The organism is Streptomyces sp. NPDC026377 (assembly GCF_055567715.1).
The window spans coordinates 332,483-345,749 of sequence record NZ_JBVHPV010000003.1; the positions used below are offsets into that span (position 1 = coordinate 332,483).

Sequence of the window (13,267 nt, forward strand, 5' to 3'; positions counted from 1 at the left end):
GGGGGAGGGCCCGACGGGGGCTGAACGGCTCGGAGTCTGTCCGGGCCTGGGCACCTCCCCGATCAGGCTAGGCCGCTCGTCACTCAGGCGCATGCTCAAGTCACTGAGTGTGACGGGTGCTCTCCAGTGCAGCTCCAGGCAGACGGTGCGCAGGCAGGAGAGGCGGCCGAGGGCGGGCCGCGCATATGCGTCAGGTCAGGTTCAGCCCGCCGTCCAGGACGATGACCTCGCCGGTGATATACGTGTTGGTGATCACCGAGGCCACCAGGTCGGCCACGTCGGCGGGCTGGGCGGGACGCCGCATGGGTGCGCGCTCCCGCCACAGTTCGTGCGCCTGTGACCAGTCCTTCGTCATCGGCGTGTCCACCAGTCCCGGCGCGACAGCGTTGACCCGCACCTCGGGTCCGAGCGCGGATGCCAGCAGCCGGGTCACGTGGTTGAGCGCCGCCTTGCTCGCCGCGTACGGCACCGACGAACCCTTGGGCCGTACTCCGGCGTGGCTGGTGATGTTCACGATGCTGCCGCCCATGGGGGACGTGCGCAGCGCCGGAAGGGCTGCCGTGCACAGCACCCAGGGCGCGATGAGGTTGACCTCCAGCAGGTGCCGCCAGTCGGCGGGCGTCGCCGCGGCAAGGTCGTCGTGCGGGATCGGCCAGCTGATGCCCGCGTTGTTGACCAGTACGTCCAGCCGTCCGCACCGGTCGAGCACCGTCTCGACGAGCCCCCGGGCTTCCTGCTCCACCGCCAGGTCCGCCCGTACGTAATCCCCGCCGAGCTCCGCGGCCAGCGCCTCCCCGGTCTCCGTACTGCTCCGCGAGTGCACGACTACCCGCATCCCGTCCGCCGCCAGCCTCCGCGCGACGGCCTCCCCGATCCCCGAGGTGGACCCGGTGACCAGGGCGACAGGCCGATGCGCTCGTTCCATGCTCATACCTATGGATCTTGCCACGGGGCCCGTTGTGCCTGGCCCCCACGGGGTCACCCTGCTCTCACCGTCAGGAGGCGACCGGGCCTCGTCATGCCGGTCCCGCGCGGGGCCTTGTCCGGCCGTGAGCGCGGTCCGCCTCCAGTTCCTGACCGAGTCGCTGCTGCTCTACCCGGCGATCCGCGCCTCACGTCTGCACCCGACGGTGGCTCTCCACGCGGCGTGACCAATGGCGGGAAAGAACCGTGACGACGGTTTGGCTCGCCCCCCATATGCCGTCCGACCGTTGTCGATAAATCTTCCTGATCCGCTCCTGGTCTGGGGGTGCAAGGAACCAAGTCGCGAAAGGCGTGTTTGCAGGAACGTCCCTTCCGGAGGTGGCAATTGGCTGGCATGTCGACAAGTAGTTATGGAATCCTTCCGGGCAAGCCTTGAACCGACCTGGCGTTGTGGGTGGAAATGATCCGGGTGCGGCATCGCGGGGGCGACGGCAGATCCTGCATTTATATTACTCCGACATGTATGCGTAATGGGCGAGTTGGTCCAGATAGCGCCACGTGAAAGAACGACTTCTTTATCTGGCCGTGCGGAATATCGATGTCGGACGTTTGATCACGCGTGTACGTCCAGCTCCCCCGTGTGACAGACGCAAAGGTAGACACATGCTGAGAATTCCCGGACTCGGCCGCGTGCCCCAAGGCTCGCGGTCCGCTGCCGCCGCAGGCCTCCCTCCCTCTCGCGTCCCACAACTTTTCCTCTCACGCTTGCGTTTCCGTCTGGCCCTCGGTTCCGCGCTGGCGGTCATGGCGTGCACCTCGGCGGCGGCGTCCCCCGCACCGTCTCCGCTCGCGCCACCGGCGGCGCAACGCGCTTCCGCCGTCGCGGATTACCCGATGCGCATCGTCGCGTTCCTGGCCAACAGCGGTTCCGGCAACGTCTCCGCTTTCGACGTCCGACTGGAAAGGGCTGTCGGCACCACGGAGGTGGGCACGGGACCGACCGGCGTCGGCGCGGCTCCCGACGGTTCTCAGGTGTACGTGGCGAACGGAGTGTCCGACACCGTCTCCTTCATCGAGACTTCCGGCCGCAAAGTCGTGGCGAACGTACCCGTCGGCGCCTATCCGTTCTCGGCCTCGCCGAGCCGTGACGGGCGTCGTGTGTTCGTGGCCAACTGGGGCAGCGACAATGTATCGGTCATCGATACAGCCAGCCGTAAGGTCATCGTGACGGTGCCGGTGGGCGAACTCCCGCACAGCGTCGCCACCATCCCGCAGGGATCGGCGTACGTCACCAACAGCGGCACCAATGACGTCACCATGCTGTCGGCGGAATACCAGCCGCTGGGCCGGATTCCGGTAGGTGACTTCCCGAGCGGAATCACCGCCACGGCGAAGGGGGAAAAGGTCTACGTCGCCAATACGGGATCCGGCAGCATCTCGGTCATCGACACCACTGTCGGCAGAGTGGTGGATACCTGGGTGGTCGGCAAAGCGCCGGTGGGTGTGGGCGTGAGTCCCGACGGACGGAGGCTCTACGCCGCGGACTCGGCGGCGGACGTCCTTCTGATCATCGACACGTCGACCGGCCGCGTTCTCGCCCGGGTGCCCGTGGGCAAGACGCCGCAGGGTCTGGCGGTCAGTCCGGGTGGCAGTCGCGTCTGGGTCACCAATGAGGAGTCCGACACCGTCACGGTGATCGATCCGACGCAGGCCAAGGTACGGGCGACGCTGGAGACGGGCCACCACCCCGAAGGCATCGCCATCACCCCCAGGTGACAGCGCGACGCCGCTGATTCGCATGGGCCGGGTGCGGGCGTTCCCGACATGACTGCCCGGAAACCGGGGTGCGGGGCGGCGCCGGGTCAGCGTCGCGGACGGCGTCCGCCGATCACTTGGTCCAGCCGGTCGACATCCATGAGCGGCCCGCTGAAGGTGAGGCGGGGATGGGTGAGAACGGCCAGGGCGATGCCGAGGTGGCGTTCGCAGGGAGTCGTCGTCTGGGGGGGCAGCGACCGGGGGATGTGGCAGGCGTCCCTTCCGGGCTCAGGCCGCGCAGCGAAAGACGTACGCCGTCATCGGGGCGGTGACCGGCCCGTTGCCCAGACGGGCCGTCATCTCCCCGATGACGGTGTCTCGGACGGCTGGCTCGTCGCCACGCTCCTCCACAGCCGCGCGTACCGGCGTTCCGGTGAGGAACCCGGTGGCGACGTCGGCGAGCGACGCCGCCCGACCCTCCAGCGTCAGCTCCCGCTCCTCCTCGACGGCGAATCCGGCGGCCATCAGATCAGAGGTGACGACAGCGGGGTCGGCGTAGCCGTGCGGGACGGTGGGGAGGAATCGCGGCGGGTCACTCGGAAAGGCCCGTTCCAGACCGGCCTGCAGCGCGGCTCCGAAGGCGTGCGTGCCGAGTGGACCCCAGGTGTTGAACAGGAATCGACCGCCCCGAACCAGGAGCCGCCGGACTTCGCGGAAGGCCGCGATCCGGTCGGGGAAGAACATCACGCCGAACTGGCAGACCACGAGGTCAAAGCTCCCGTCGGGGAAGGGCAGCCGCTGCGCGTCGGCCTGTCGCCACGTAGCCCCGGGCACCCGGGCCGACCCGTAGGCGACCATGGCCTCGTTCAGGTCGGTTGCTGTCACTTCCGCCGAGGGCACAGCCGCGAGCAGTGACGAGGTCAACGCGCCGGTGCCGGAGGCGAGTTCCAGGATCCGCCGGGGCTGGAGTGCGGCTGCCCGGACCGCCAGATCCTCGGCGAAGGGCCGGAAGACCACCGGCACGAGATACTGCTCATAAGCCGTCGGCATGGACTCCGACCACCGCCGGTCGGCATCGTTTCCCGTCACTTTCCCTACGCTAACGCAAGTCCGGACCCCCGGCCTCGTGCTTCCCGTGTCGCGCCTGGCCGCCATTGTGTGCGGCCGCTGCGTACGCCATCTGTCGCACAGCAATCCGTCCAGTCGCACCGTGGCAGGCCTCTACCACTTGGTCAGGGGAAGGCCGGAAACGTGAACCGCACGTCGGTGAGTTGTTCTGACAGTTCCCAGAGACGGTGGCCGGTCTCAGGATCCGCTGCCGCGGCGGACAGCCGCACGCGCGTCGGGCCGCCGCGCAGCTCGGCGAAGCCGTCCGGCCCGATGAACTCGCCACCCTCTACATCCGGAGCGGTAGCCGCGTACAGCTGGGGCAATGCGCCCTGCTCCGCGGGCTGGGCGAGCGGGGCGACGATATGGCCGAACAGCATCTTCACCATGCCGACCGGTGCGCTTGTCTGCAGATTGGTGGAGGTGTAACCGGGATGGGCGAGCACGCTGCGGACCGGGCTGCCGGCGGCGGTCAGTCTCCGGTGGAGTTCCCATCCGAAGACGGCGTTGGCGAACTTCGACTGGTTGTAGAACGCCATGGGCGAGTACGTGCGCTCGCCGGACAGGTCGTCGAGGTGGAGGCGTCCCTGCCGATGGTTGGTCGAACTCACCGTGACCACGCGGGGTTGGTCGCCATGGGTCAGCAGGTCGAGCAGCAGACCGGTGAGCGCGAAGTGGCCGAGGTGGTTGCAGGCGAACTGCACCTCGTGTCCCTGGGCGCTCAGTGAGCGGGGCGGTGCCATCACACCGGCATTGTTGACGAGCACGTCCAGCCTCGGGTGATCGGCGCGCAATCGCTCGGCGAACGCCCGCACCGCATCCAGATCGGCCAGGTCGAGCCGACGTACCTCAAGGTTGGCGCCAGGTTGTTCAGCGGCGATCTCCGCTGCGGCCCGGCGGCCCTTCGTCTCGTCGCGCACCGCGAGGATCACGTGGCCGCCTTTGCGGGCGAGTGCCCGGGTGGTGGCCAGGCCCAGGCCGCTGTTGGCTCCGGTGACGACGAACACCCGCATGGCCTGGTCCGGGATGCGATCGGCCGTCCAGCGCTCCTTATTCATCATGCGGCACACGTTGTCGTGTATGGCACTTGGTGTCAATAGAATCACCAAGTGGCATGGATGGCATGGCGTAGGATTGCCCGGTGGACTCCCGCCCCGACGTCACGATGGCCCAGCGCAAACGCCGGCTCGTCTCCAACGAGCTGAGCGAAGCCGCCCTCCAGCTACTGGCGCGGAAGGGATTCGACGCGGTCACCATCGACGAGATCGCGGCCACCGCCGGGGTGTCCAAGCGGACGTTCTTCCGGTACTTCGCCTCCAAGGAGGACGTGGTCGTCCAGTTCCTGGCCGATTTGGGCACCGGCATGCGTACAACGCTGGCGTCCCGTCCCATTGGTGAACAGCCATCCGTGGCTCTGCGGCACGCCGTCTGGGACTCCATGGCCGTCTGCGCCGACCACTCGGACAGGGCGCTGCGTGTGGTGCAACTGATCCTGCGTACCCCGGCCCTGCGCGCACGCTTTCTGGAACGCCAGGACCAGTGGCGCGTCGACCTGGCATCAGAGTTGGCGCTACGGCTGGGACTGGACCCCGACACCGCTCTGTACCCCCAGCTGGCCGCCGGGATGGCACTCACCGCTTTCGACGCCGTGCTGCAACGCTGGAGCGGCAGCGACGGTACCGAGGACCCCGCCGAACTGACGGACCGGGCCTTCTCCACGATCGCCCCGGCGCTGGATGCCAACGAGGTCAGCTGAAAGCCCGTCACGTTCAACCACACCATCATCGCTTCCCAGGACCGCCACGAGTCGGCCCGTTTCCACCGCGAGCTGCTGGAACTGCCCGAAGCCACACACCCGTCTGCCGATCGTCTGACCCTTGTCGGTGTCGGGGCGTCAGGAGTGTGCGAGGAGTCCGCGTTCCAGGGCGATGACGACGGCGCGCGTGCGGTCATTGACGTCGAGTTTCGCGAAGACCCGCAGAAGATGCGTCTTCACGGTGGCCTCGCCGATCACCAGGCGACGGCCGATCTCGGCATTGGAAAGGCCGTCGGCGACCGCGCGCAGCACGTCCCGTTCCCGCGCGGTGAGGGCGACCGGCTCGGGGCGGCGCATCCGGGCCACGAGGCGCTCGGCGACCTTGGGCGCGAGGACCGTCTCACCGCGTGCGGCCGAGCGGATGGCGTCGGCGAGCTGCTCGCGGGTGGTGTCCTTGAGGAGGTAGCCGACGGCGCCGGCCTCGACGGCCCGTTCGATCTCGACGTCCGTGTCGTAGGTGGTGAGGATCAGCACGCGGGTGGGCGTCGGCAGGGCAACGATCTCGGTGGTGGCGGCCACGCCGTCGAGCACCGGCATACGCAGGTCGAGGAGCGCCACATCGGGGGCGAGCCGCTCGACGAGATGGACGCCTTCGCGGCCGTCGCTCGCCTCGCCGACGATCTCTATCGTGGGCTCGTTGGCCAGCAGGGCGATGACTCCGGCGCGCATGACGGCGTGATCGTCGACCACGACCACCCGGATCCGGTCGTAGGGGGTGTCGGTCATGGTCAGTCCTGACTCTGCGTGGGAAGGGTGGCGAGGACAAGGGTGCCGTCGCCGAGCGAGCTGGTGACGGCGAGTTCGCCGTCGAGTTCGGCCAGCCGTCGGCGCATGCCGTCGAGGCCGAAGCCGTGGGACTCCTCGACGACGAACCCGCGGCCGTCGTCGGTGATCTCCAGTTCGACACCGCCCGGGCGATCGGAGAGGACGACGCCGACAGTGGAGGCGCCCGCGTGCTTGCGTATGTTGGCGAGGGACTCCTGTGTGCAGCGCAGCAGGGCGATGCGGGTGCGCTGGTCCAGGTCGATGTCGGGCAGCTCGGCGGTGACGGTGAGACCGGTGTCCTGGACGAAACGGTCGAGGGTCCTGCGCAGGGTGGCGGCCAACGAACCGGCCGCGACACCGCTCGCCGGGGCGGAGCCGACGAGCACCCGGGCCTCGGCCAGGTTCTCGCGCGCGGTCTGTTCGATGGAGGTGAGCTGCTCGGCGCAGCGTACGGGGTCGCTGACGACGGCGGCGCGGGCGGCCTCCGCGAGCACCACGATGGAGGCGAAGCCCTGGGCGAGGGTGTCATGAATCTCCCGGGCAAGCCGCTCGCGCTCCTCGGCCGCCCCCTGCCGCTGGTACGCGGCCGCCAACTCCTCCTGTGTGACGGACAGTTCGGAGGCCAGTTGCTCCTGCCGCTCCTTGCTCTGGCCGACGAAGCGGTGCACCCACAGCCCCAGACTCACCCCTGCGGCGTAGGCGACGACGGTGACCACCGCGTTCCCGGTGAGGAAATGCGGGCTCCAGCCCTGGCCGAGTGTGCCCCCGAAGACGGTCAGGGCCGCGGCGGCCCCGCTGAGCCTGATCGCGTCCGACGGGATGCGGGTGAAGAGCCAGAACTGCGGCAGAGATATCACGTAGAACGCGGCCCCGCCGTCCAGGAGGTAGGACGCTGCGCCGAGGACGACAGCGAGGACGGCAAGGTAGGTGCGGGGAGGCAGCACGGGGGTGTCCGGCCGGGTGAGAACGACGGTGTGGCACAGCGCGATCAGGGCGAGCAGGCCGAACATCCAGCACCTGCGGGCCGGTGACGCGTCGAGCACGGCGATGGCCGGGGGAAGCAGGCCGAACAGGATCCAGGCTGCCAGGTTCCAGCGGAGGGTACGGTCCTGGATGAGCCGGTCACCCGGCTGCTGCTGCCACTGACTCACGCTGATTCATTTCGTTCGTAGGGGAGTTGGAGGCCCGGCGGTCGAGTCGATCAGCTTACCGATTCCAGGGTGTGAGGGGTGTGGTCGGTGGTGGGGCGGGCACGGCTCACTCCGCGCGAGGGCCACCAGTTGGCCTCGCCGAGCAGGAGCATCAGGGACGGCAGGACCAGCAGCCGGATGACGAAGGCATCCAGGAGGACGGCGACCGCGAGGCTGAAGCCGATCTGCTTCATCTCGATCAGGTGCAGTGCCGCGAAGCTGGCGAAGACCGTCACCATGACCACGGCGGCGCTGGTCACCACCCCCGCCGAGCTGCCGATGCCTTCGATCACGGCCCTCCGGGTCGGGACTCCGCGCAGGGCCGCCTCCCGGATCCGGCTGATCACGAAGACCTGGTAGTCCATGGAGAGGCCGAACAGGATCACGAAGAGGAACAGCGGCACACGGGATCCGATCGACCCGGTGGAGGTGAAGTCGACCAGGCCTTCGGCCCAGGTGTGCTGGAAGACCAGGACGAGGATGCCGAGCGAGGCGGCGGCGGAGAGGAGGTTGAGGAGGACGCCCACCAGGCCGAGGACCACGGAGCGGAAGGCCCATACGGTCACGGTGAAGGTGACCAGGAGGAGCGCTCCGATGATGAGGGGCAGCTTCTGTTCCTGGTGGGTCGGGTAGTCGGTGTAGCGGGCGACGTCACCGGTCACCGCGGTCTCGGCCCCCTTCACCCGGCCGACGGTCTGCGGGATGTACGTGTCGCGGATGTCCTGGAGCGAGGACTGGGCCTCGTCGCTGCTGACGTAGTGCGGGACCTGCAGTTGGAGCATGCTGATCCGCTGGTCGGGCGATGTGGTCAGCCGGGGGGTGCCGCTCAGGCGCGGATCGTCCTTGACGTCGGCGGCGAGTTCGCGCAGGGCGGCGGTCACCTCCGACGAGCGGTTGGCGTCGGCGCGGACCAGGATCTGGTGCATGGACTTCAGCTCCGGATAGGCCGCGTTCAGCCGGTCGTAGACCTGCATGGCGACGATGGAGCGGGAGTGCGTCTCGCGGCCCATGTCCGTGAGCTTGAGGCCGAGGAGCGGGGCGGCGAGGGCGACCAGCCCGGCGACGGTGACGGTGAGGGTGGCGACGGGGTGCTTGGCGACGGGGCGCAGCACGGCGGCGGTGAGACGGCCGGGGCCGGACTTGTGCGCCTTCTGCTTCTTCGGCGCGAGCCCACGGGCCGCCCGGCGCTCGGCCCGGTGCTCGGCACGCATGCCCAGCTTGGCGAGGAGTGCGGGCAGCACGGTCAGGGAACTGACGACAGCGACCAGGGTGACGACGATCGCGCCGGTGGCGATGGACGAGAAGATGACGTCGTCGGCGAGGTAGAGGGTGGCGCTGGAGACGGCCACGGCGAGACCGGAGAGGACGACGGCCCGCCCTGACGTGGCGGCGGCCAGTTCGACGACGGCCTGCGGGCTCAGCCTGCCGTCGGCGCGGGCCCGCTCCTCGCGTTCGCGCTTGAGGTAGAAGAGCGTGTAGTCGACGCCGACGGCGAGACCGATGAGCAGGATGACGTTGGTGCCGACGCCCGCGTCGGGAAAGACGTGCGAGGCCACCATCGACAGGCCGACGGCCGCGGCGATCGAGGAGAGGGCGAGCAGCAGCGGTACGAGGGCCATCGCCATGGAACCGAAGACCAGCAGCAAGGTGAGGAAGGTGACCGGCAGGGCGATCACCTCCGTGCGCGAGAGGTCGTCGCCGCGCAGCTTGCCGACGCCCTTGCTGATGGACGGTGATCCCGTCTCCTCCACGCGCAGCCCGGGGTTGGCCTTCTGCACGGCGGCGGTCTGCTCGATCAGCGGGTCGACATGCTCCTTGCCCTCCAGCTCCGGGCCCTTCATGGTGATGGTGACCCGCACCGCCGTGTTGCCCGCGCCGTGCACCGGGCCGGCGACGGACAGCACCTCGGGCAGTCGGGCCATCCGGGCGGCGATGTCGGCGGCGGCCGAATCGGCCGCGGCGATGTCGAGTTTTCCGGTCCCGGGCTGCGCGGTGATCAGGACGTGCTCGACGGGCCGCTGCTGCAACCCGCCCTCCGCGGCGATCGCCTCACCGCGTCCCGCCTCTCCGATGCGGAAGTCCTCGGTGGTCGCCGCGTTGGTGCCGACGGACATACCGATACCGAGGCACAGAACGACGAACACGAACCAGCCGACAATGCCCCGCCAGGGACGGGCGGCGCTCCAACGAGCAATGCGTACGGGAAGATTCTTCATGCCTCCATGCTGTTGGCAGGGGGTGCGGCGCCGACAGCAGCGACTGGTTGAACCTGGGGTCCACCGGTTGGTGGACCCCGGCCTGGGGGCGGGGCGGCGGGACGGCTGATGGAGCGTGGGACCACAAGGGGGCGCCTGAAGAGGAGGCGGCCGTCAAGCCAACGCTCCGTCAAGCCAACGTTCCGTCAAGTCGTACGTGATGGGCGACAGTCCCGGGGCCAGTCAGGGCCGGTGCGATTGGAGCAGGGGCGCTGCACAGGGGATGCCGGCGAGAGCGGCAGGACGCCGCACACCACCTGGCCCCGTGCTGGACGCGAAAACGTGTTGGCCGGCTGCCGCCGAGGTGCGATGATGCGGCTGTTTGTCATGCGGAGGGTCTTTGTTCGTTTTCGTTTGTGTGCGGTGCGATGCCGAGCTGACCGTCCCGTTGTCCCAGGTTTCCCTTCCGGCCCACGCCCGTCAGAAGTACGGGAACGGGGTCCAGCTGCTGGTGCTCATGGAGTCGGGGACGTTTGCCGTGGATCCGGACCCGTGGGGAGGACCGTGGCAGGTGTGGGACGAGATCGACCCGAGCGAGGCGGAGGCACGCGGCATCTACGCACCGGTCTACGCCCTGTCCGACCGTGCGCCCGAAGCGGTCGTCATCGCGCCCGGTGACCTCCGAGGAACGCGGCTGATGCCCGAGAAACACAGTGGTGCCTGCTGTGGGCTCGACGGTGCTGACGGCCCCAACTTGGCCTGTGCGAGGTGCGGCGTGCCGGTGGCGAGCAGGATCGACGACTGCTCGCTCTGGCAGGCGGTGCGGCTCAGCCCGGACGCCGTGTACCGCGTCGCCCTTGACGGTATCGACGCCGCGCCGCGAGGCTCCCGGTTGTCCCAGTAGCCGGCAGGGGCCAGGATCACTACGTGTTGCTCCACCCGGTTGTGCTGGAATACGAGTCCAGCAGGTCCACCACGAAGACCAGGGTCGAGCCCGCCGGGATCAGAGGCGAGGGTGACTGGTTGCCGTATCCGAGACGCGGGGGAACAATGATCTCGCGTCGGCCGCCGACCCTCATTCCCCTCACTCCCCGGTCCCAGCCCTTGATGACCTTGCCACTGCCCAGGGCGAACTTGTACGGCTGGCCCCGGTCCCAAGAGGCGTCGAACTCCTTCCCGGACTCGAAGGTCACCCCGACATAGTGGACCCTGACCACCATGCCCGGTTTCACCTCGGCCCCGTCCCCGACGACCAGGTCCCGGATGGACAGCTCGGTGGGGGCGTCACCCTCCGGAACGTGGACTTCGGGCTTTGTCAGTTCACTCATCGCAGACTCATTACTCCCTGTCGTAAGCCCTCGTACCAACCAGCGGGGCATCGGGACACATGGTCGCCGCAACACATGGCCACCGGGACACATGGATACTCCGTGCAGCTGATGATCAGGCTACCGACGATGCCGATCTCCGGAATACGCCGGTCCAGCGGAAATCACGAGGGTCCCGGTGCGTCTAACGTGACCGCGCCACTGACTGCGCGCCAAGGCGGGCGGTCCCGCCGGGACCACCCGCCTCGGTTTGACCCGCCCGGCAGCCGGGGTGCGGGAGAGAGGTAGAGGTCAGGGTGTCGGCATGTCCGAGGCCCTCGTGGTGTCCGGAATGGTGGGTCGACGGGCGAGCAGCACGCCGGCGGCGATGATCCACAGTCCGGCTACGAGGAAGGCGACGAAACCGGCCCAGGGGATGAACATCAGCACGCCCAGCACGATCCCGGCCCAGCCCAGCCAACGTGGCAGAGGGCTTCCGCTGCGTGCTGTACCGAGGCCGGCGGCGAGGAGCATGATGCCGATTCCGCCGACGAAGGGGATGAAGAGGTCGTTGCTGATGGCATTCATGGCTTGGAGGGCCGGACCGTCCACCTTCTGCTTGTCGCTTGCGTCGATCAGCGCGAGCGTCACGCCCGATGCGACCCAGAAACCCATCGCCGACAATATGCCCCCGGCGAAGGCGACTTGAGGCAGCCAGCCGTGCCGGTCGGAGTCGGCGAGGTGGTGGCGAAGACTCCCGGCGAAGAAGACAAGAAAGACACCCGCCAGGACCAGCAGGTACAGAGAGACCGCCTGTTGCGTGTCGTGATCCTGGTAGAACAGTTTGACCTGTGGCCCGGAGGCACCTACATCCGGTGTATCGCCGCCCACGGCGAAAGCGACGGCGATCAGAACAACGGCCACCAGGCCGGTCAAGGGTCCGAGGCGCATCGGAATCCTCCGATCCGGGCATTCGGATACTGTTCTCCAGCGTTTCACGCCCCCTGGCGACCGGCAACTTGCCTCCGCTCCGCCGCGACTTCACGGCCGTCGCCCGCCGCCACGCGAGCCGGAGGGAGGTGGTCCCGGCCCGGTCACGTCGTCTGTGTCCGGCCGGCGGCCAGGGCCCGTGTGCCCGGGGCGCAGGAAGCCCGGAGCGCGGCCAGCTCTGCCGCGGGCAACTGTCGGGAGGCTCCCCGGCGGCTGCTGTCCAGGCGGGCGACGCCGGTGTCGAGCCACTCGGGGAGTGGTTCGACACCGATGAAGTCGGCCAGGCGGGTCAGCTGGTTGCGGGGGTCGTCAAGGAGGTCCTCGTAGGCGAGGGTGGTCCGCTGGGGTGCGGGCACGGCGTCGAGGTCGGCCACGCCCTGGGCGATGAGCTGTGACCACAATGCGCCGAAGCCGGGAAGCGGCAGGTCAGGGTCGAGGACCAGGGCGGAATCGAAGCGTTCGGTCAGCAGCGGTGACAGGGTGGGTGGCAGAGCACGGATCTGCTCCTCGGTGAGGTTTTCGATGCGGTCGGCGCCACTGCGGGCGAGAATCTCGCGCAGCAGGAAGATCAGTCGGTAGCCCGTGTGCCGGCTCATGGACAGCGCGCAGTCGGGTCCGTCCCTGAACAGGTGTACGAAACGTGCGTACGGGAAGACCTTGCGTAGCAACGGCACCCGGTGCAGGGAGTAGCCCGATCGCTCGACCACCGCGGTGCGCCCTTCACGGCTGCCCAGCAGGCTGAAAAGGGCCGCGTAGTGTTCGGCGGCGGGCCGCGGCGGCCACCCGCGCACCTGCTTTTCCAGGTCGTCGAACAGGTCGTCCGGCTGGTCGGTCAGGTGCGGAAGCACCATCAGTGAGATCGCGGGGATGCCCGTGGTCTCGGTGGCGAAGCGTCCGGGACGGCGCGTATAGAGGAACTCCGGCATCGGAACCCCGCTGCGGATCATCGTCTCGAACTGCGCATTGGGCTCAGCCAGCAGCCGCCAGAACTCCGCACCGTCCAGGCGGCCTTCGGGAAAACCCCGGCTCTGCACCGACGACAGGAACTCGTTGAGGCTGAGGACATCAGGATGCGCGTGGACGATGCCGGACAGCGCGGTCGACCCGCTGCGGCCCGTTCCGACAACGAAGGTCAAAGTGCGCACGTCCGTGATCTCCCTCGCAGACGACCGTAGCGATCGCGAGCAGACTTCCCCCTGGCACCGCGATCTATCCCTG

11 protein-coding genes and 2 pseudogenes are annotated in these 13,267 nt (G+C 68.6%); 4 read left to right on the forward strand and 9 right to left on the reverse strand.

Annotated elements, in window-relative coordinates:
• Positions 1–190: 190 nt before the first annotated feature.
• Complete coding sequence (locus ACZ4MU_RS09210; protein WP_467872996.1) at positions 191–931, reverse strand: SDR family NAD(P)-dependent oxidoreductase; 741 nt, start codon at positions 929–931, stop codon at positions 191–193.
• A gap of 758 nt (positions 932–1,689) precedes the next feature.
• Between ACZ4MU_RS09210 and ACZ4MU_RS09215 the strand changes: the two genes are divergently transcribed.
• The gene (locus ACZ4MU_RS09215; RefSeq protein WP_467872999.1) at positions 1,690–2,700 is read left to right on the forward strand and encodes a YVTN family beta-propeller repeat protein; all 1,011 of its coding nucleotides are present in this window, start codon (positions 1,690–1,692) and stop codon (positions 2,698–2,700) included.
• Positions 2,701–2,967: 267 nt separating this feature from the next.
• On the opposite strand, the gene ACZ4MU_RS09220 is transcribed toward ACZ4MU_RS09215, so the two are convergent.
• Together ACZ4MU_RS09220 and ACZ4MU_RS09225 are read right to left on the reverse strand one after the other, a co-directional pair.
• Complete coding sequence (locus tag ACZ4MU_RS09220) at positions 2,968–3,729, reverse strand: class I SAM-dependent methyltransferase (protein WP_467873592.1); 762 nt, start codon at positions 3,727–3,729, stop codon at positions 2,968–2,970.
• Positions 3,730–3,911: 182 nt separating this feature from the next.
• Positions 3,912–4,847 (reverse strand): oxidoreductase, encoded by a 936-nt coding sequence (locus tag ACZ4MU_RS09225; protein WP_467873001.1) that lies wholly within the window; start codon positions 4,845–4,847, stop codon positions 3,912–3,914.
• 104 nt (positions 4,848–4,951) lie between these two features.
• On the opposite strand from ACZ4MU_RS09225, the gene ACZ4MU_RS09230 reads away from it, so the two are divergent.
• On the forward strand, positions 4,952–5,542 hold the full coding sequence (locus ACZ4MU_RS09230) for a TetR family transcriptional regulator (RefSeq protein ID WP_467873595.1): 591 nt from the start codon (positions 4,952–4,954) through the stop codon (positions 5,540–5,542).
• 24 nt (positions 5,543–5,566) lie between these two features.
• Positions 5,567–5,635 (forward strand): annotated as a pseudogene (locus ACZ4MU_RS09235) (VOC family protein); the annotation flags it as partial.
• 45 nt (positions 5,636–5,680) lie between these two features.
• On the opposite strand, the gene ACZ4MU_RS09240 reads toward ACZ4MU_RS09235, so the two are convergent.
• The 3 genes from ACZ4MU_RS09240 to ACZ4MU_RS09250 are packed head-to-tail and all read right to left on the reverse strand — an operon-like array spanning position 5,681 to position 9,773.
• Positions 5,681–6,328, reverse strand: a complete 648-nt coding sequence (locus ACZ4MU_RS09240; RefSeq protein WP_467873004.1) for a response regulator — start codon at positions 6,326–6,328, stop codon at positions 5,681–5,683.
• A gap of 2 nt (positions 6,329–6,330) precedes the next feature.
• A complete protein-coding gene (locus ACZ4MU_RS09245; RefSeq protein ID WP_467873006.1) occupies positions 6,331–7,518 on the reverse strand; it encodes a sensor histidine kinase in 1,188 nt (395 codons plus the stop codon).
• A 50-nt stretch (positions 7,519–7,568) separates the two neighbouring features.
• Complete coding sequence (locus ACZ4MU_RS09250; protein ID WP_467873008.1) at positions 7,569–9,773, reverse strand: MMPL family transporter; 2,205 nt, start codon at positions 9,771–9,773, stop codon at positions 7,569–7,571.
• A 379-nt stretch (positions 9,774–10,152) separates the two neighbouring features.
• Here ACZ4MU_RS09250 and ACZ4MU_RS09255 point away from each other — a divergent pair.
• Positions 10,153–10,632: pseudogene (locus ACZ4MU_RS09255) on the forward strand (hypothetical protein); the annotation flags it as partial.
• A 43-nt stretch (positions 10,633–10,675) separates the two neighbouring features.
• Here ACZ4MU_RS09255 and ACZ4MU_RS09260 read toward each other — a convergent pair.
• The 3 genes from ACZ4MU_RS09260 to ACZ4MU_RS09270 form a co-directional block, all read right to left on the reverse strand.
• Positions 10,676–11,080 carry an FKBP-type peptidyl-prolyl cis-trans isomerase gene (locus ACZ4MU_RS09260; protein WP_467873011.1) on the reverse strand — a complete coding sequence of 135 codons (405 nt, stop codon included), beginning with the start codon at positions 11,078–11,080 and terminating at the stop codon, positions 10,676–10,678.
• Between the two features lie 291 nt (positions 11,081–11,371).
• Positions 11,372–12,010 carry a hypothetical protein gene (locus ACZ4MU_RS09265; protein ID WP_467873014.1) on the reverse strand — a complete coding sequence of 213 codons (639 nt, stop codon included), beginning with the start codon at positions 12,008–12,010 and terminating at the stop codon, positions 11,372–11,374.
• A gap of 143 nt (positions 12,011–12,153) precedes the next feature.
• Entirely contained in the window at positions 12,154–13,194 is a 1,041-nt protein-coding gene (locus tag ACZ4MU_RS09270) for a sulfotransferase family protein (protein ID WP_467873017.1), read from the reverse strand.
• Positions 13,195–13,267: the final 73 nt, after the last annotated feature.

What these genes read in the sequence shown, in the direction of transcription:
- ACZ4MU_RS09210 (WP_467872996.1), bottom strand. Translation starts at nt 931, where the DNA reads ATGAGCATGGAACGAGCGCATCGGCCTGTCGCCCTGGTCACCGGGTCC.
- ACZ4MU_RS09220 (WP_467873592.1), bottom strand. Translation starts at nt 3,729, where the DNA reads ATGCCGACGGCTTATGAGCAGTATCTCGTGCCGGTGGTCTTCCGGCCC.
- ACZ4MU_RS09260 (WP_467873011.1), bottom strand. Translation starts at nt 11,080, where the DNA reads ATGAGTGAACTGACAAAGCCCGAAGTCCACGTTCCGGAGGGTGACGCC.
- ACZ4MU_RS09250 (WP_467873008.1), bottom strand. Translation starts at nt 9,773, where the DNA reads ATGAAGAATCTTCCCGTACGCATTGCTCGTTGGAGCGCCGCCCGTCCC.
- ACZ4MU_RS09230 (WP_467873595.1), top strand. Translation starts at nt 4,952, where the DNA reads ATGGCCCAGCGCAAACGCCGGCTCGTCTCCAACGAGCTGAGCGAAGCC.
- ACZ4MU_RS09225 (WP_467873001.1), bottom strand. Translation starts at nt 4,847, where the DNA reads ATGATGAATAAGGAGCGCTGGACGGCCGATCGCATCCCGGACCAGGCC.
- ACZ4MU_RS09240 (WP_467873004.1), bottom strand. Translation starts at nt 6,328, where the DNA reads ATGACCGACACCCCCTACGACCGGATCCGGGTGGTCGTGGTCGACGAT.
- ACZ4MU_RS09265 (WP_467873014.1), bottom strand. Translation starts at nt 12,010, where the DNA reads ATGCGCCTCGGACCCTTGACCGGCCTGGTGGCCGTTGTTCTGATCGCC.